This window comes from Rhizobium sullae (genome assembly GCF_900169785.1).
GTDB lineage: Bacteria > Pseudomonadota > Alphaproteobacteria > Rhizobiales > Rhizobiaceae > Rhizobium > Rhizobium sullae.
The window spans coordinates 22,821-38,691 of sequence record NZ_FWER01000018.1 but is presented as its reverse complement, the minus strand read 5'-3'; the positions used below and the strand labels follow the sequence as shown (position 1 = coordinate 38,691).

17 protein-coding genes are annotated in these 15,871 nt (G+C 58.7%); 4 read left to right on the top strand and 13 right to left on the bottom strand.

Translation table 11 applies throughout. The annotated features are described in order from the left end of the window. Positions 1 to 2: 2 nt before the first annotated feature. Together BN1800_RS18125 and BN1800_RS18120 are read right to left on the bottom strand one after the other, a co-directional pair. A complete protein-coding gene (locus BN1800_RS18125) occupies positions 3 to 1,583 on the bottom strand; it encodes an alkaline phosphatase D family protein (RefSeq protein WP_027511736.1) in 1,581 nt (526 codons plus the stop codon). Between the two features lie 137 nt (positions 1,584 to 1,720). Then, complete coding sequence (locus BN1800_RS18120; protein ID WP_086999982.1) at positions 1,721 to 3,808, bottom strand: M3 family metallopeptidase; 2,088 nt, start codon at positions 3,806 to 3,808, stop codon at positions 1,721 to 1,723. A 211-nt stretch (positions 3,809 to 4,019) separates the two neighbouring features. Here BN1800_RS18120 and BN1800_RS18115 point away from each other — a divergent pair, with 211 nt between their 5' ends. Beyond that, the gene (locus BN1800_RS18115) at positions 4,020 to 4,451 is read left to right on the top strand and encodes a hypothetical protein (protein ID WP_086999908.1); all 432 of its coding nucleotides are present in this window, start codon (positions 4,020 to 4,022) and stop codon (positions 4,449 to 4,451) included. A 6-nt stretch (positions 4,452 to 4,457) separates the two neighbouring features. Here the strand turns inward: BN1800_RS18115 and BN1800_RS18110 are convergent, their stop codons facing one another. After that, entirely contained in the window at positions 4,458 to 5,099 is a 642-nt protein-coding gene (locus BN1800_RS18110) for a LysE family translocator (protein WP_086999906.1), read from the bottom strand. Positions 5,100 to 5,228: 129 nt separating this feature from the next. Beyond that, positions 5,229 to 6,452 (bottom strand): argininosuccinate synthase, encoded by a 1,224-nt coding sequence (locus BN1800_RS18105; RefSeq protein ID WP_027511740.1) that lies wholly within the window; start codon positions 6,450 to 6,452, stop codon positions 5,229 to 5,231. A gap of 188 nt (positions 6,453 to 6,640) precedes the next feature. Between BN1800_RS18105 and BN1800_RS18100 the strand changes: the two genes are divergently transcribed. Both BN1800_RS18100 and BN1800_RS18095 read left to right on the top strand, forming a co-directional pair. Further along, positions 6,641 to 7,492 carry an SDR family NAD(P)-dependent oxidoreductase gene (locus BN1800_RS18100; RefSeq protein ID WP_425299037.1) on the top strand — a complete coding sequence of 284 codons (852 nt, stop codon included), beginning with the start codon at positions 6,641 to 6,643 and terminating at the stop codon, positions 7,490 to 7,492. 80 nt (positions 7,493 to 7,572) lie between these two features. Further along, positions 7,573 to 8,214 carry a LysE family translocator gene (locus BN1800_RS18095; protein WP_086999902.1) on the top strand — a complete coding sequence of 214 codons (642 nt, stop codon included), beginning with the start codon at positions 7,573 to 7,575 and terminating at the stop codon, positions 8,212 to 8,214. 11 nt (positions 8,215 to 8,225) lie between these two features. Here BN1800_RS18095 and BN1800_RS18090 read toward each other — a convergent pair whose 3' ends face one another. The 7 genes from BN1800_RS18090 to BN1800_RS18060 form a co-directional block, all read right to left on the bottom strand. After that, entirely contained in the window at positions 8,226 to 9,020 is a 795-nt protein-coding gene (locus BN1800_RS18090; RefSeq protein WP_027511743.1) for an ABC transporter ATP-binding protein, read from the bottom strand. Continuing rightward, the gene (locus BN1800_RS18085; protein ID WP_027511744.1) at positions 9,017 to 9,898 is read right to left on the bottom strand and encodes an ABC transporter permease; all 882 of its coding nucleotides are present in this window, start codon (positions 9,896 to 9,898) and stop codon (positions 9,017 to 9,019) included. The genes BN1800_RS18090 and BN1800_RS18085 overlap by 4 nt, the downstream gene beginning before the upstream one ends. Positions 9,899 to 10,018: 120 nt before the next feature. After that, positions 10,019 to 10,972: an ABC transporter substrate-binding protein gene (locus tag BN1800_RS18080; RefSeq protein WP_086999900.1), complete on the bottom strand. Its 954-nt coding sequence runs from the start codon at positions 10,970 to 10,972 to the stop codon at positions 10,019 to 10,021. Between the two features lie 90 nt (positions 10,973 to 11,062). Further along, positions 11,063 to 12,292, bottom strand: a complete 1,230-nt coding sequence (gene rlmN, locus BN1800_RS18075; RefSeq protein WP_027511746.1) for a dual-specificity RNA methyltransferase RlmN — start codon at positions 12,290 to 12,292, stop codon at positions 11,063 to 11,065. 223 nt (positions 12,293 to 12,515) lie between these two features. Next, the gene (locus BN1800_RS18070; RefSeq protein ID WP_086999898.1) at positions 12,516 to 13,031 is read right to left on the bottom strand and encodes an invasion associated locus B family protein; all 516 of its coding nucleotides are present in this window, start codon (positions 13,029 to 13,031) and stop codon (positions 12,516 to 12,518) included. Positions 13,032 to 13,370: 339 nt separating this feature from the next. After that, positions 13,371 to 13,760, bottom strand: a complete 390-nt coding sequence (locus BN1800_RS18065; protein WP_027511748.1) for a YkvA family protein — start codon at positions 13,758 to 13,760, stop codon at positions 13,371 to 13,373. Positions 13,761 to 13,811: 51 nt separating this feature from the next. Further along, the gene (locus BN1800_RS18060) at positions 13,812 to 14,114 is read right to left on the bottom strand and encodes a 4a-hydroxytetrahydrobiopterin dehydratase (protein ID WP_086999896.1); all 303 of its coding nucleotides are present in this window, start codon (positions 14,112 to 14,114) and stop codon (positions 13,812 to 13,814) included. A 36-nt stretch (positions 14,115 to 14,150) separates the two neighbouring features. On the opposite strand from BN1800_RS18060, the gene BN1800_RS18055 reads away from it, so the two are divergent. Continuing rightward, positions 14,151 to 14,651: a low molecular weight protein-tyrosine-phosphatase gene (locus BN1800_RS18055; protein WP_086999895.1), complete on the top strand. Its 501-nt coding sequence runs from the start codon at positions 14,151 to 14,153 to the stop codon at positions 14,649 to 14,651. Here BN1800_RS18055 and thpR read toward each other — a convergent pair. Next, positions 14,558 to 15,151 carry an RNA 2',3'-cyclic phosphodiesterase gene (gene thpR, locus BN1800_RS18050; protein WP_027511751.1) on the bottom strand — a complete coding sequence of 198 codons (594 nt, stop codon included), beginning with the start codon at positions 15,149 to 15,151 and terminating at the stop codon, positions 14,558 to 14,560. The genes BN1800_RS18055 and thpR overlap by 94 nt on opposite strands. Positions 15,152 to 15,219: 68 nt before the next feature. Beyond that, positions 15,220 to 15,864, bottom strand: a complete 645-nt coding sequence (locus BN1800_RS18045) for an arylesterase (protein WP_086999893.1) — start codon at positions 15,862 to 15,864, stop codon at positions 15,220 to 15,222. Positions 15,865 to 15,871: the final 7 nt, after the last annotated feature.

The window sequence follows — 15,871 nt, the reverse complement described above, 5'->3', positions numbered from 1 at the left end:
GTTTAGCTCATGCGTTGCGGGTCGATGACCGTCCGCCAGAGCTCGGTATCGTTTCTGTCCATCAGCCGCACGGTCATCTGCTCGGTCTGCCCGTCGATCTCGACCAGTCCGAAGAATTGAAGTCCGGCGGACGGCGGCAGGTTGGAGTCTGCACCGCCGGGGGCTGCTTTGATGAAGCGCGCTTCAGGGCCGAAGGTCATGTCGAATTCCTGCGGGCCGTAGGTTCCCGAATGCAGCGGCCCGGAAACGAATTCCCAGAACGGCAGAAATTCGCGGAATTTCGCCTTGGCCGGATCATAATAATGCGCCGCCGTGTAGTGAACATCGGCCGTCAGCCAGACGATGTTCGAGATTGCCGCGTCACGGATGAAACGCAGCAGATCGGCAAATTCCACCTCTCGCCCGAGCGGAGTTCCGTTGTCGCCGTTGGAGAAGGACTCGCTGCCTTGGCGTTTTCCATAATCATCCCAGATGACCAGTCCGACCGGCATATCGCAGGCAATCACCTTCCATGTTGCAGCCGAGCGCGCCAGTTCGCGCTTCAGCCACGCCACTTGCGTCTCGCCAAGGAGGCGGGATTTCACCGTCAGGGTCTGATCCAGCCGCCCATCGTCGTTCGGCCCCCGATAGGATCGCAAATCGACAAAGAAGATATCGAGTAGCGGACCATATGAGACTTTGCGGTAGAAGCGCCCGGGTTCAGCGGCAATGTAGCGGATGGGCGTCATCTCATGGAAGGCGCGGCTTGCCCGCGCTGCCAGCGTTGAAACGGACTTTTCCTTATAGCGATTGTCCCCGCGAAGATCGGTCGAAGGCGACCAGTTGTTCAGGACCTCATGGTCGTCCCATTGATAGAAGATCGGACAGACGGCGTTCAGTTCCCTCACGTGCTCATCGAGCAGATTGTATTTCCACTGTCCGCGAAACTGATCGAGTGTCTGCGCGATGTCGCGCTTTTCCTCAGTCACGATCCTGTTCTTCCAGAGCCCGCCGTCGCGCAACCTGATCTCGTCCGGCATCGGATTGTCGGCATAGATCGTATCGCCGGAATGGATCATGAAATCGGGGCGGTGATAGGCGATCGTCTGATAGGTGCGCATACCGTCGTCATCGATCCCCCAACCCTGCCCCGCCGTATCGCCTGACCATGCGAAGCGGATCGTCCGCTTGTTGGTAGGGGCGGTGCGGAACTGACCGTGAATTCGTTCGGAGGTGCTGTTGATGTCCTGTAGGTCGGCGGCCGTAAACCTGTAGAAGATGTCCTGGTCCGGCGGCAGGTCCTGCAGCAGCAGTTTGCCCGCAAGATCGGTCTCCGCTGTGACGTCGATCGGAGCCAGTCTGACAGCATTCGCGAATTTGTCGCTCGTCGAATATTCGATAAAGAGCCGCGACGGCCGATCGACACGCGTCCATATCATGCCTGACGTTACGTCTACATCACCGGATTGAACGCCTGACGTGAAGATCGGGCGGCTCGAAGAGCCGCGCGCGTAATATGGCATCACGAGGCTGGCTGCCGCAAAGCCACCGACTGCGCCGATCGAAGAGAGGAAGCGGCGGCGCGTCGTGTCCGTCAATTTCATGCCATGGCTCATCCGGCTTGCTTCGAGAGCGGGAACGAATCTCCCGCAACAAGCCTAGAGCAGCCGTCATGTCAGTCTCTTGAAGATGACATGACGGTTTTCCGAAACTTCGGCGACAGTTTTGTTAAAGGATCATCTCAGGCATCGCTGCCCGACAGCTCCTCGAACGTGGCGAGGCCCTTCTTGACGAGCATCGCATCCGGGGTCGGCAGCTTGCCGCGGAATCCCCTGTAGGCGTCTTCCGGATCGATCGACCCTCCGCTGGAATAGATGTTGTCCTTGAGCTTCCGCGCCATCTCACTGTTGAAGGCGTCACCTGATTCCTCGAAAGCCGCGAAGGCATCGGCATCAAGCACTTCAGACCACATGTAGGAGTAATAGCCTGCCATATAACCCCCGGAGAAGATGTGCTGGAAGTGCGGCGAGGCATGGCGCATCACGAGAGACTTCGGCATCCCGAGTTCGGCAAGCACCTGCTTTTGCACCGCCATCGGGTCTTCCACAGTGTCGCGCGTGTGGAACTCCATGTCGACAATCGCCGAGGAGGTGAACTCGACCGTGTTGAACCCGGCATTGAAGGTGCGCGCCGCAAGCACCTTGTCGAGCAGTGCCTGCGGCATGGATTCGCCGGTTTCGAAATGCACGGCATATTGCTTGAGGATCGCAGGAACCGTCAGCCAATGCTCGTAAAGCTGCGATGGCAGCTCCACGAAGTCGCGCGAAACGGCCGTGCCCGACACGGTCGGATAGGTCACATTCGAAAGCATGCCATGAAGCGCGTGGCCGAATTCATGGAAAAGCGTGCGCGCATCGTCCAGCGAAAGCAGTGCCGGCTTACCCTCGGCCGGTTTTGCGAAATTGCACACATTGTAGATGATCGGCAGTTCGCCCTGGCGTGCATTCTTCATTGTGAGTTTGTGCTGAGATTGGAACGCGCTCATCCAGGCGCCGGAGCGCTTGGAACTGCGGGCAAAATAGTCGCCCAGGAAAAGCGCAACCAGCTTATCTTCGCTATCACGAATTTCGAAGACGCGCACATCCGGATGATAGGCGGCAATGCCCTTCTTTTCGACGGCACGAATGCCGAAGAGACGGCCGGCGACGTCAAAACAGGCATCGATGATTTTTTCGAGTTGCAGATAGGGCTTCAGCTCGGCTTCGGAAAAATTGAACCTCTGCGCCCTGATCTTTTCGGCATAATAGCGCCAATCCCAAGGCATGACCTCGTGGTTCTTGCCGTCCTCGGCAATCAGTCTGGCAATATCCGCCTCTTCGTCATGCGCCCGTTTGACAGCCCTTGCCCACACGGCGCGCAGCAGACCGTTAACAGCGGCCGGCGTCTTTGCCATCGTATTGTCGAGCTTCAATTCCGCGAAATTGGCGTATCCGAGAAGCTTCGCGACTTCGCCGCGAAGCGCCAGCGTCTCGCGGATGATGCCGCGATTGTCCGTCTCGCCCTCGTTCTCGCCGCGGGCAACCCATGCCTTGAAAGCCTGCTCGCGCAGGTCGCGCCGCTCGGAAAAGGTCAGGAACGGTTCGATAATCGAGCGCGACAGAGTGACCGCAAACTTCCCCTCTTTACCGCGCTCGCGCGCCGCCGCCGCCATGGCGTCCTTCAGGAAATCCGGAATGCCCGCGAGCTCCGGTCCTTCGGAGAGGATCAGCGACCAGTTCTTCTCGTCGGCAAGCACGTTCTGTCCGAACTGCGTGCTCAGGCCTGCGAGCTTTTCGTTGATTGTCGCGAGCTTTTCCTGCTCCCCCTTCGGCAGCTTGGCACCGGATTTCACGAAGCTTTTCCAATGCCGCTCTAGCACACGCGTCTGCTCGAGTGTCAGACCGAGACGTTCCCGCTTCTCCCAGAGCGCATCGATACGCGCAAAAAGCGCAGCGTTCATTCCGATCTTGGAATAGTGGCGCGACATTTTCGGCGAGATATCGCGCTCCAGCGCTTGGATCGTATCGTTCGTATGCGCGCCCGCGCGGTTCCAGAACAGCGCCGAAACACGCGAAAGCTCATCGCCTGCAAGCTCGAGCGCGACGATCGTATTCTCGAATGTGGGCTCTTCCACGTTTCCGGCGATCGCATCGATCTCCACATCATGGGATGCGAAAGCAGCATCAAAAGCGGCAGCAAAATCGCCATCGTTCAACGCGTCGAAGCGCGGCAGGCCATGAAGCCCATTCCAGTTGACGAGAGCCGTGTTGAAATCTTGTGTGGATGGCATGCTGACGTCCTTTATGCAGAGGGCTGAAACGGCAATATAGGCAAGGCATCGCGGCATTGGTATGCCGCTGGCGAAATTCACTTTTTACCTTTCACAGTAAGATCTAACCGACAAGAATTGATACACAAGAATTAACCAATCGTTGACGATTGACGCGACTCGCGCGCTGGCGCTAGTCTCAAGCCACTCTTTCCGTCAGGGGACATATGCCATGGAAATTTTTTCTGTGCGGTCTTCTCAGAGTTTGCTTTTTAAGAACAGCCAGAACAACGCAAAAAATTCGAAGACCGAAGAGATTGGAATCGACACCGGAGCGGCCGCTTCAGTGATATTCAGGACCGACGACAGTGGTGTCGAAGGCCCGGATTTTACGGCAATGAGCCCGGGCGAGCTGCGAAACCATGCGCGCCAAAGCTACGACGGCGGCGGGATCGATCAGGACACATTTGCGGCGATTTCCGAGCCGCTGCCGATGCACGCCATCGATGCACAGGGTAACGTCATCGACCTGACCGGGATCACCGACGGCACGCTATTCAATTTTCGCGATTATTACGAAAACCAGCTGCAGATCGCCATGTCGATCGGCGATTCCGATAGCGTGAAGACACTGAAATCCATCGTGAATTTCTTGAACGTTTGACCGCGTTCAGGCCTTACGCCATCCGAGCAGGCCTGGCGTCGCGTGCCAGAGCGCCTGGGCTGCAAATCCCATGAAGAGCACGCCGGAACAGAGGACGATCAGCCGCTCATGCGCGCGGTAGAAACGCCGCACAGCGCCTGCGCCGATAATGGCGACAAGAATAAGATCGGCAGTCACGAAGCCTACGAAGGATACGCTGAGAAGCAGCGGCAACGCCTCGAAATCGAGGGCGCCTGCCGAACCTGCGACCAACGCCGTGAAGGTCGCAAGCGCTACCGGATAACCCTTCGGATTGGTGACGCCGAAAATCAGCCCACGGCGGAAGGGCCGCTCGACCATCACCAACGCCCGCCCGTCACCTTTCGGCTTCGCCGTTACCGCGCTCCAGCCGATCCAGGCGAGATAGAAGCCGCAGAGCAAGCCGAGCAGATCGAAGACGAAGGTGCCGATCGTTCTTGCGCCGACGATCGCAACCAGCGCCAGCGCCGACCAGAGAATATCGCCGACGAGATGCCCCATCATGAAGAAGGCACCAGCCTTTCGTCCCTGTCCAGCACCAATGCCGAGAAGCTGAAGGAACGCCGGACCTGGAATGAGCACATAAAAGAGAGCCGCCAGAAAGGCACCGACAAGCAGGGGTTGCGTCATGTCAAACGCTCCGAAGGGTCAAAGCCGCAGACTATGCTAACCCGGTAATCCGTCAAGCGCCGCACAACTCAAAAAGAAGAGGCCCGCGGCGCTGCCGGCGGACCTCTCGTCAAGCATACTATGACATGCTTAGCTCTTGAGGTTACGCTTGCCGAGTGTGCGCAGGCGCAGTGCGTTCAGCTTGATGAAGCCCGCGGCGTCCTTCTGATCGTAGGCTCCCTGGTCGTCTTCGAAGGTGACCAGCTTGTCGGAATAGAGCGACTTCGGGCTCTCCCGGCCGATGACCATGACGTTGCCCTTGTAGAGCTTCAGCGTCACTTCGCCTTCGACATGCTCCTGGCTCTTGTCGATGAGGGCCTGCAGCATTTCGCGTTCCGGCGAGAACCAGAAGCCGTAGTAGATGAGCTCCGCGTAACGCGGCATCATCTCGTCCTTGAGGTGCGCTGCGCCGCGGTCGAGCGTGATGGATTCGATCGCACGGTGTGCCGAAAGCAGGATCGTGCCGCCGGGCGTTTCATAGACGCCACGCGATTTCATGCCAACGAAACGGTTCTCCACAAGGTCAAGGCGGCCGATGCCGTTGTCTCGGCCGTAGGTGTTGAGCGTGGCGAGAAGCGTTGCAGGGGTCATGCGAACGCCGTTGATCGAAACCGCATCGCCCTTCTCGAAGCCAACCTTGATGACCGTTGCCTTGTCAGGCGCGGCTTCCGGCGAGATCGTGCGCATGTGCACGTATTCCGGTGCTTCCTGCGCCGGATCTTCCAGGACCTTGCCTTCGGATGACGAGTGCAGCAGGTTGGCGTCGACGGAGAACGGTGCCTCGCCCTTCTTGTCCTTGGCAACCGGGATCTGGTGCTGTTCAGCAAACGCGAGCAACTCGGTGCGGCTCTTGAACGCCCAATCGCGCCACGGCGCGATGATCTTGATGTCCGGGTTCAGCGCGTAGGCGGAAAGCTCGAAACGGACCTGGTCGTTGCCCTTGCCGGTTGCGCCATGGGCGATCGCATCGGCGCCGGTCTTGCGGGCGATGTCGATCAGGTGCTTGGAGATCAGCGGCCGGGCGATCGAAGTGCCGAGCAGGTAGACGCCCTCATAGAGGGCATTGGCGCGGAACATCGGAAAGACGAAATCCTTCACGAACTCTTCGCGCACGTCCTCGACATAGATTTCCTTGATGCCGAGCATCTCGGCCTTCTTGCGCGCCGGTCCCAGCTCTTCGCCCTGGCCCAGGTCGGCGGTGAAGGTCACTACTTCGGCGCCGAGTTCAGTCTGCAGCCACTTGAGGATGATCGAGGTATCGAGGCCGCCGGAATAGGCGAGCACGACTTTTTTCACGTCTTTTTTGGATGCCATGATGATGAGGTCCGTTGCATATGGGCAGCGGCGAACCCGCATAGCCCGGTGTCGCGGGCACTTTTAGCGAGATTGTCGCGTGACGCAAGGGCAGGATTGCCGCCGCCGGTGTGGGCTTGGAGTTTGACAGTGCGAAACGCACACCCATATCTGGCTGCGTCCGAACAATGGTTGAGGAGGCCGGTCCTATGAATATTCAGGAAATTCTCAAGAAGCCCAATGTTGCCGTGATCACCGGCGGCGCATCCGGTATCGGCCTTGCGGCGGCGAAGCATTTCGCCAAGGCCGGCATGAGGGTCGCAATTGCCGATCTCGGCGGCGAGCGGCTGGCTAAGGCTCGTGGCGAACTCGAAGCCATTGCGGGCCACGAGCGCGTGATGGCAATTGCGGCGGATGTTTCCGACAAAACGTCGCTGGAAGCGCTCGAACGGGCGGTCGTTCAGCGCTTCGGCCGCGTCCATGTCCTTATGAACAACGCCGGCATCGGTCCGGAAACCTCGATTTTCAGCGCTCAGGCGAATTGGGACAGCATCCTGGCTGTCAATCTCCTCGGCGTCATCAATGGCACGCGCGTCTTCGGACCGGGCATGCTGGCACATGGCGAGCCCGGACTCATCATCAACACCGGCTCCAAGCAGGGCATCACGACCCCTCCGGGCAATCCCGCCTACAATATCTCGAAAGCAGGCGTGAAGGTTTTCACCGAAGCACTGGAGCACGAGCTTCGCAACACCGAAGGCTCGAAGATCTCAGCCCATCTTCTGATCCCGGGTTTCGTTTTCACCGGCCTCACCAGGGGTGACAGCGCCGAAAAGCCCGCGGCCGCCTGGACACCGGAACAGACGGTCGACTTCATGATCGAAAGCCTGCAGCGCGGCGATTTCTATATCCTATGCCCGGACAACGACGTCGCCCGCCCGGTTGACGAGCGCCGCATGGCCTGGGCGATCGGCGACATCATCGAGAACCGCCCGCCGCTATCGCGCTGGCACAAGGACTATGCCGACAGGTTCAAGGCCTCCCTTGAAGAAAAGCGATAGGCGGATCATCAGGATTGATTTGTAATTTTCTGAAAGCTGGATAAGAAAACACTAACTCTTATCAGCTTTCAGAGTGTGTCATGGATTTCGTGCCGAGCATCGCAACCCTTCTCGCCTTCACGGCGGCCAGCCTGCTTCTCGCAGCAACGCCAGGGCCGGATATGACACTCTCGATCAGCCGAGCACTCTCTCAAGGCAAAAAGCCGGCGCTTTACGTCGTCTTGGGCACCAGCCTCGGCATCGTGGTTCATACCATGCTGGTTGCTTTCGGTATCTCAGCGCTGATCACCGCCTCGCCGATGGCCTTCTTGATTCTGAAGACCGGAGGCGCCGCCTATCTTCTGTGGCTGGCTCTTCAGGCAATCCGCTTTGGCTCGAAGCTTTCCGTCGAGCAGGTCGGCGAAGCCAAAGGCACACCGCTTTCCAACATATCCGTCGGCTTCTGGGTCAATCTCCTGAACCCCAAGGTCATCATCTTCTTCATGACCTTCCTGCCGCAGTTTGTAAGCGCCGGCGATCCGACGGTGACACAGAAGCTGTTGTTCCTCGGTTTCTTCTTCATTCTGATCGGTATGCCGGTGAACACCTTTGTGGTTCTCGCCTCCGACTGGCTCGCCGGCTGGCTACAGAAAAACAGGAAGGTGCTGCGCGGAATGGACTACGCGTTTGCGGGAGTCTTCTCGATCTTCGCCGTGAAGATCTTCTTTACGCAGGCGCGTTGACCACGCCTGCCCTAGCCGATCAGTAGTGCATCGTCGTCCAGCGTCTGTCCGCGCATCTTGCGGAACATCGCGATCAGGTCTTCGACTTGCAGGTCCTTGCGGCTGTCACCGCTGACGTCCAGCACGATTTCGCCACCATGCAGCATGACGGTGCGGTGTCCGTAGTCCAGCGCCTGGCGCATGGAATGGGTCACCATCAGCGTGGTCAGCTTGCGCTCCGAGACAATCTTGTCCGTGAGACTCATGACAAATTCCGCCATGGCTGGATCAAGTGCGGCCGTATGTTCGTCGAGCAGCAGCACCTCGGAACCGGCAAGCGTCGCCATGACCAGCGAAACCGCCTGCCGCTGACCGCCGGAAAGCAAATCCATGCGATCAGCCATACGATTTTCGAGGCCGAGGTTCAGTTCGCTGATCCGTTCACGGAAATGATCGCGGCGCCTCGGGCCGAGGGCCGCCACCAATCCGCGCCGCTCGCCGCGCCGGGCGGCAAGAGCTAGATTCTCCTCGATCGAGAGGGAGCCGCAGCTTCCGGTCAGCGGGTCCTGGAAGACGCGTGCGACAAGCCCCGCACGCTGAGCGGTCTGCTTGCGCGTCACGTCGATGTCGCCGATTAGCACCTTCCCCTCGCTTGCCAGAACGTCGCCAGCAAGAACGCCGAGCAGCGTCGATTTGCCGGCGCCGTTGGAGCCGATGACAGTCACGAAGGAGCCTTGCTCAATCGTCAGGCTGACGCCATTTAGCGCCCTTTTCTCGAGCGGCGTGCCCTTCCCGAAAACGACTTTGACATCCTTGACGCTGATCACGATGCGGCTCCTCCGCGGCGAATACGGGGAAGAATGAGCGCAATAGTCACGAGAACCGCCGTCACGAAATTGAGATCCGAGGCCTGAAGTCCCATTATATCGGTCGAAAGCGCCAGTTGAATGGCAATGCGGTAGATGATCGAGCCGAAGACACAGCCGATGAGGGCAATCAGGAGCCCCCGGCGGCCCAGCAGCGTCTCACCGATGATCACGGCGGCAAGGCCGACCACGATCGTGCCGACACCAGAGGTCACATCGGCAAAGCCATTGGTCTGCGCGAAGAGCGCGCCGCCAAGCGCGACAAGAGCATTCGACATCGCCATGCCAAGATAAATTTGCCTGCTCGTATCGACGCCCTGCGCCCGCGCCATCCGTGCATTTGCACCCGTTGCTCGCATCGCAAGCCCGGCATCGCTCTCGAGGAAACGCCAGACCACGATCAACACGATGATGACGAGAACACCGACAAAGAGCGGCCGGACATAAAAGTCGCGAAGACCAAGACCGAAGAACGGGCTGATCATCGTATCGGCATTGATCAGCGCGACGTTGGGTTTGCCCATGACGCGGAGATTGACCGAGAAGAGCGCAATCATGGTCAGGATCGACGCAAGCAGGTTCAAGATCTTGAACCTGACGTTGAGCATCGCGGTCACGATGCCTGCGCCGGCCCCCGCGACCATCGCAAGGAGCGCAGCAAGCCAAGGGTTCACGCCGGCAATAATCAACACCGCAGTAACCGCTGCACCGAGCGGGAAGGAGCCGTCGACGGTCAGATCCGGAAAATCGAGGACGCGAAACGCGAGATAGACACCGAGGGCGACAAAGGCATAAACCAGCCCCAGCTCAACGGCTCCCCAAAATGCAATCTGACTCAAGGCGATATGCCCTTCTTTTCTTCAGTTCTGCCCAATCGTAAGGGCATCAATATCATCAGCCGCTCCCGTTTAGAAACAGGAACGGCTAAGCGCAATATCGATAGCGGCAAAAGCTGCTTGTTATTCGATGACGCGATTGGCCCGCTTGAGAACGCTTTCTGGAAGCGTAACGCCCATTTTCTGAGCCGCGGCCTTGTTGATGACGAGATCGCTGCCGGCGGCGACCTTGACCGGGATATCACCCGGATTTTCGCCCTTCAGGACACGGACCACGACATCGCCGGTCTGCTTGCCAACGTCGTAATAGTTGAACCCGAGTGCCGCGACGGAGCCGCGTGAGACGGAATCGGTATCTGCTGTAAAGAGCGGCAGCTTGCTTTCTGCGGCGACCGCAACGGCGCCTTCCAGCGCCGAGATGATCGTGTTGTCCGTCGGCACGTAGATCGCATCGGCACGGCCGACGAGCGAGCGAGCTGCACCCTGCACCTCCGCAGACTTGGTTGCCGCCGATTCAACGACGCGCATGCCGGCCTTCTCCGCTTCAACCTTCAGGACTGCAAGCAGCGACACCGAATTCGCTTCCCCGGAATTGTAGAGGTAGCCAACCGTCTTGGCCTCCGGCAGGATTTCCTTGATCAGCGCGACGTGCTCGGCAACCGGCGACATATCGGAAAGGCCGGTGACATTTCCGCCAGGCTTGTCCATATCCTTGACGAGTTGCGCGCCGAGCGGATCGGAAACGGCGGTGAAGACCACCGGAATGTCGCGGGTCGCGGAAACCACGGCCTGCGCCGACGGCGTGGAGATCGGCACAATGATGTTCGGATCCTCGCCTGCGAACTGACGGGCGATCTGCGCTGCCGTAGCAGGATTTCCCTGTGCGGATTCAAAGAGGAATGTGAGGTTCTCGCCTTCCTTGTAGCCTGCCGCCGCAAGCGTATCCTGGACGCCCTTGCGCACGGCATCGAGCGCCGGGTGCTCGACGATAGCGGTCACGGCGACCGTGACGTCGTCAGCCTTGGCGGGCAAGGTAAGGGCAAGAGTCGCCGCGACGGCGAGCGAGATCAAACGCATGAGAGTCCTCCATCGGTGATGAAAGGCTTCTAAGAAAACCGCACGCCGCAATCAATCGCAAAGAACTGCTGCAAGGATCAAACTTGCTGATCAGTCATCGGCGCCGTGATTGGCGATCATCATCGCCTCGAAGGCCAGGCGCTCGGTCTTGCGCATGCGCTCGGATTCCGACTTGAGCTGGCCGCATGCGGCAAGGATGTCGCGGCCGCGTGGCGTGCGGATCGGCGACGCGTAGCCCGCCGAATTGATGAAATCGGCAAACTTCTCGATCTGCGCCCAGTCAGAACACTGATAATTCGTGCCAGGCCAGGGATTGAACGGGATCAGGTTGATCTTGGCAGGCACGCCCTTCAAGAGCTGGATCAGCCCCTTGGCATCTTCCAGACTGTCGTTGACGTCCTTCAGCATCACATATTCGAAGGTGATGCGACGCGCGTTGGAGAGGCCCGGATAAGCACGGCACGCGTCGATCAATTCCTTCAGCGGATACTTCTTGTTGATCGGCACCAGGATGTCGCGCAGGTCGTCGCGCACGGCATGCAGCGAGATCGCCAACATGACGCCAATCTCGTCTCCGGTGCGGAAAATCTCGGGCACAACGCCGGAGGTGGAAAGCGTGACGCGGCGCTTCGAAAGTGAAAGCCCGTCGCCGTCCGTGGCGATCAGCAAGGCCTGCTTCACGGCATCGAAATTGTAGAGCGGCTCACCCATGCCCATCATGACGATGTTGCTCACCTTGCGGCCTTCCGACGGCACGACGGCGCCGACCGGCACGTCGCGGTCCGGGAAATCGCCGAGCCGGTCGCGGGCAAGCAGGAGCTGCGAGAGGATTTCTTCCGCTGTCAGGTTGCGTACCAGCCGCTGCGTGCCGGTATGACAGAAGGAACAGGTGAGCGTACAGCCCACCTGGCTGGAGATGCAGAGCGTGCCGCGGCCCTCTTCCGGGATGTACACCGTCTCGATGTCGACGGGCCGTCCGGCGCCGCGGGGCGGAAAGCGCAGCAGCCATTTGCGGGTGCCGTCATTGGAAACCTGCTCTTCGACAATCTCTGGACGCGCGATCGTGAAATGCTGCTTCAGCATCTCGCGCATGTCCTTGGCGATATTCACCATCTGATCGAAATCGGAGATGCCGCGCACATAGATCCAGTTCCACAACTGGCTGACGCGCATCTTGATCTGCTTGTCGGCAACGCCCTTCTCGCTAAGCGCTTGGCCCATTTCCCCGCGGCTCAAGCCGATCAGCGATGGCTTCGGCGAAAGCTCCGTGCGCGGCTGCGCGGCAGGCTTGGTGATGGTCACGGCATCCATGACGGACATGGTCCCTTATCCCGAAATCAAACTGCACTCACCCCGGTAAGCCGGAAGACTTCGCGGGCGGCATCGGCAGTTCAAAGAAAATTGATTAGCGGAGCGGCTATGCCGCGATCTTCCGCAGTTGCGCGCGGCTTTATCATCATTTTCGCCGCGCGTCACTATAGATGGCAAAAGGCAAAGGCCGGCGCAAGGGCCGGCCTTGAACTTCAAGATCGCGCAACGTGGCTTACTTGCAGGTTTCGATCTGCTTCAGCGAAGCAGAGATGCCGGAGAGCGAGTAGCTGTAGGATGTGGCGGTGCCTCGGCGAGACATCGCATTGACAGTCATCGACTTGCCGCCCTTCATGGCTGCCACAAGCGCCGGTTCCTGCGCCGCATTCTCGACCCAGCCGGCCTTATCCTTGGTAAACATAACGAAGGTCTTGCTATCGATGACGACTTCTATCTTCGAGCCTTCCTTGACCGTGTAGCCCATCATGGCCTGCGGCTCGTAAGAGATGTTCTGGCCGGGACGCTGCGAGACGATAAAGAAGTTGTCGCCGTGGTCGATGCCAACCGGTTTCTTTTCGGTCGGCACGGACAGCACGTAGCAAACATTGCCATTGCCCTGCTTGTAGGAATAGGCACCCCAAGCCTGGAATTGCTGGATGCGCGTGGGCGCAGCAGCAGTCTGCTGCGCTCCTGCAGTTCCGGCCGTGATCAGAACGAGTGCGAGAGCGGATACGATACTTTTTACAAACATGGATTTCCTGCCGGTTCTTACGATTCAGCGCCCTGTCGGAGCGAGCGGCGTCTTCGTCACGATCTGCTTTATTTTGACTTGATTCAGGTTACCAAAGCGTCAACGGAGCCTACGAATTGTCGCCACGTGTGTCATTCCGGCCTGAGTGTCAACGTATAACGCGATTGCGCCCCGCGACGATATTCTGCCCTGATGGCCTGATGCCATCCCTTCGAGGAGATTTAAGACATAAAGATTCAGGCAAGAGTTTGACCTTCCGGAATTCCGCTGCCGGACCATTAAGGCATTGGAAATTTATCAAAGAATTGCCTGAGCACAGGTGCTGGAAGCCGAAACGGCCTAGATCGTTTTCATGCCTTCCGGCTGATCGGCAAGCGCACGATCCGCCGCCTCGTAATGCTTCGCTTTCACATGGCTGCTGACCATCGCAAACGCTGCGGTGAGCACGGCAATATCGTCCGAAAAGCCGATCAGGGCGAAAATGTCCGGAATCATGTCCAGAGGCAGGATGAAATACGCTAGCGCAGCAAGCATGATGCCGCGTACACGCGCCGGCGTCTCGGGATCGAGCGCGCAATAGAAGCCTGCCACCAGGTCGCGTGAAAACGGAATTTGCCGCACTGCCCGCTTGAAGGTCGGCCAGAACTTTTTCCGCACAGCCTTTTCCTGCCTGCTCTGGGTATCTTCGTCCCCGGGGAGCAGGATCTCACCGAACTTGACGTCGTCCATTCCGTTTTCCCTTTTCGTGCATGCGAAGATATGGTGATGGCTTCGGCATATTCAATCAAACTGTCCGGCAGCCTTGTCCATCGCCTTGGCAAGCTTGAAGTCGAGTTCGGTCAGGCCGCCCGCATCATGCGTGTTCAGCTTCACCTCGACCCTGGAGTAGACATTGAACCATTCCGGATGGTGGTTGAGCTTTTCTGCCACAAGCGCCGCCTTCGTCATGAAACCGAAGGCTTCAACGAAGCTTGCGAATTTGAAGGTTTTGGAGATCGATGCTGCACCATCATCCAGGGACCAGCCCGTCAATCCGGCAAGCTGGCCGTTGATCGCACTCCGTTCCAGTTTCTCCTGTTTCATGTCATTGTTCTCCCATATGTTCCGTCAGGTCCCTTCATGAAACGCGTCAGCATTCTCTTTGTTTGCATGGGCAACATCTGCCGCTCGCCGCTCGCCGAAGGCATCCTTGCGCGTATTGCAAGAGAAGCCGGTCTTGCCGATCGTTTCAAGATTGATTCGGCAGGTACCGGCGGCTGGCATCAAGGCAAACAGCCTGATAGGCGCTCGATCGCAATCGCACGAGCCCACGGTATTGACATTACAGAGCAGCGTGCCCGCCATATCCGCCCTGACGATTTCGAGGAATTCGATCTTGTCCTCGCAATGGACCGCGCCAATGTTGCCGAGCTTCGCGCGATGGCGCCGGGCGCAGGCAACATAATGCTTTTCGGCGACGCCGCGCTTCAGACCGGCGAGGATATTCCGGACCCCTACTACGGCGGCCCGGAAGGCTTTGAACTGATCTATACGAGGCTTTTGACCGGCTGCATCGCGCTGGTCGATACGCTCGGCGCGGACCAAGCCTCGCTCAGCGGGAAGACTTCTTCCGTCAGATAGGGACCGCCGCCGACCGACTCCCGCGAAGAAAGCAGCACGAAGCGTGGAACCGTGAAGGATGACGTCTGGAAGTTGCCTCGACTGGAAAGATAGTGGACGACGTCATCGACGCGCGAGGACTTCAGCCGCGCCAGCGTCACATGCGGCGTGAATTTGCGGGGATCCGACGGCAGGCCGATCCTCTGGCATATACGTTCGATTTCAGCCTGCAGGGCATACATCTCCGGCGAAGGCGAAACGCCCGCCCAAACGGAATGGGGCTTCTTCGAGCCGAAGGAGCCGATGCCGTCAAGGCGTATCTGAAATTCGGGCCGGTCGATCCGGTCCAAGCGCTCGACGATCTCGTCCGCAGTACGTCCGTCGACATCGCCGATGAAACGCAGCGTGATATGGTAATTCTCGACATCGATCCATCGAGCACCGGGAAGACCACCGCGCAGCAATGAAAGGCTCATCGCCGCATTGCGCGGAATTTCGAGGGCGGTAAACAGTCTCGGCATAACGAGCACTCCCCGAATCTTTTGCAGGTGCTCACACGGAATCACGCATTCGAGACCCGCGCAAGCCCTTATTTCTTCACAGTAGAAATCGTCCCGATGAATTCCGTGACAGCTGGTTCCATCTTCTGGACCATCACATCAATGCCCTTCGCGTTCGGATGCATTCCATCCTCAAGCTTTAAACTGGCGTCCGTGACGACCCCGTCAAGGAAGAAGGCATAATGCCGAACCTTATGTTTTTCCGCGAGTTTTTGGTAGATCGGATTGAACCGCGCGGCATAATCCGCACCCATGTTCGGCGGCGCCATCATACCCACAAGCAGCACGGCGATGCCGCGACCCTTTAGCCGGGCAATTATCGCATCGAGATTCTTTTCGCTCTCTTCCGGGGCAATGCCGCGCAACGCGTCGTTGGCACCAAGCTCCAAAATGACGCCGTTTGTGCCGTCCGGGACAGACCAGTCGATTCGCGCCAGCCCGCCTGCCGTCGTGTCGCCGGAAACGCCCGCATTGGCGATCGAAACATCGACGCCTTTGGCTTTCAAGGCCGCTTGCAGCTTCTCCGGGAAGCCGTCGCCTGGCGGCAGTTGGTAGCCTGCCATCAGGCTGTCGCCGAAGCCGACAAGGTTGATGGTCGTGGCATTTGCACTGGTCCCGAAAATCAACGAAACGGCAATGACAGCGATGTGAAGCGCGACAACTTTAAATCTCATGCTGCTT

What these genes read in the sequence shown, in the direction of transcription:
- BN1800_RS18065 (WP_027511748.1), bottom strand. Translation starts at nt 13,760, where the DNA reads ATGGACGACGTCAAGTTCGGTGAGATCCTGCTCCCCGGGGACGAAGAT.
- BN1800_RS18095 (WP_086999902.1), top strand. Translation starts at nt 7,573, where the DNA reads ATGGATTTCGTGCCGAGCATCGCAACCCTTCTCGCCTTCACGGCGGCC.
- BN1800_RS18125 (WP_027511736.1), bottom strand. Translation starts at nt 1,583, where the DNA reads ATGAAATTGACGGACACGACGCGCCGCCGCTTCCTCTCTTCGATCGGC.
- BN1800_RS18105 (WP_027511740.1), bottom strand. Translation starts at nt 6,452, where the DNA reads ATGGCATCCAAAAAAGACGTGAAAAAAGTCGTGCTCGCCTATTCCGGC.
- BN1800_RS18100 (WP_425299037.1), top strand. Translation starts at nt 6,641, where the DNA reads ATGAATATTCAGGAAATTCTCAAGAAGCCCAATGTTGCCGTGATCACC.
- BN1800_RS18080 (WP_086999900.1), bottom strand. Translation starts at nt 10,972, where the DNA reads ATGCGTTTGATCTCGCTCGCCGTCGCGGCGACTCTTGCCCTTACCTTG.
- BN1800_RS18060 (WP_086999896.1), bottom strand. Translation starts at nt 14,114, where the DNA reads ATGAAACAGGAGAAACTGGAACGGAGTGCGATCAACGGCCAGCTTGCC.
- rlmN (WP_027511746.1), bottom strand. Translation starts at nt 12,292, where the DNA reads ATGTCCGTCATGGATGCCGTGACCATCACCAAGCCTGCCGCGCAGCCG.
- thpR (WP_027511751.1), bottom strand. Translation starts at nt 15,151, where the DNA reads ATGCCGAGACTGTTTACCGCCCTCGAAATTCCGCGCAATGCGGCGATG.
- BN1800_RS18045 (WP_086999893.1), bottom strand. Translation starts at nt 15,864, where the DNA reads ATGAGATTTAAAGTTGTCGCGCTTCACATCGCTGTCATTGCCGTTTCG.
- BN1800_RS18055 (WP_086999895.1), top strand. Translation starts at nt 14,151, where the DNA reads ATGAAACGCGTCAGCATTCTCTTTGTTTGCATGGGCAACATCTGCCGC.
- BN1800_RS18110 (WP_086999906.1), bottom strand. Translation starts at nt 5,099, where the DNA reads ATGACGCAACCCCTGCTTGTCGGTGCCTTTCTGGCGGCTCTCTTTTAT.
- BN1800_RS18115 (WP_086999908.1), top strand. Translation starts at nt 4,020, where the DNA reads ATGGAAATTTTTTCTGTGCGGTCTTCTCAGAGTTTGCTTTTTAAGAAC.
- BN1800_RS18070 (WP_086999898.1), bottom strand. Translation starts at nt 13,031, where the DNA reads ATGTTTGTAAAAAGTATCGTATCCGCTCTCGCACTCGTTCTGATCACG.
- BN1800_RS18120 (WP_086999982.1), bottom strand. Translation starts at nt 3,808, where the DNA reads ATGCCATCCACACAAGATTTCAACACGGCTCTCGTCAACTGGAATGGG.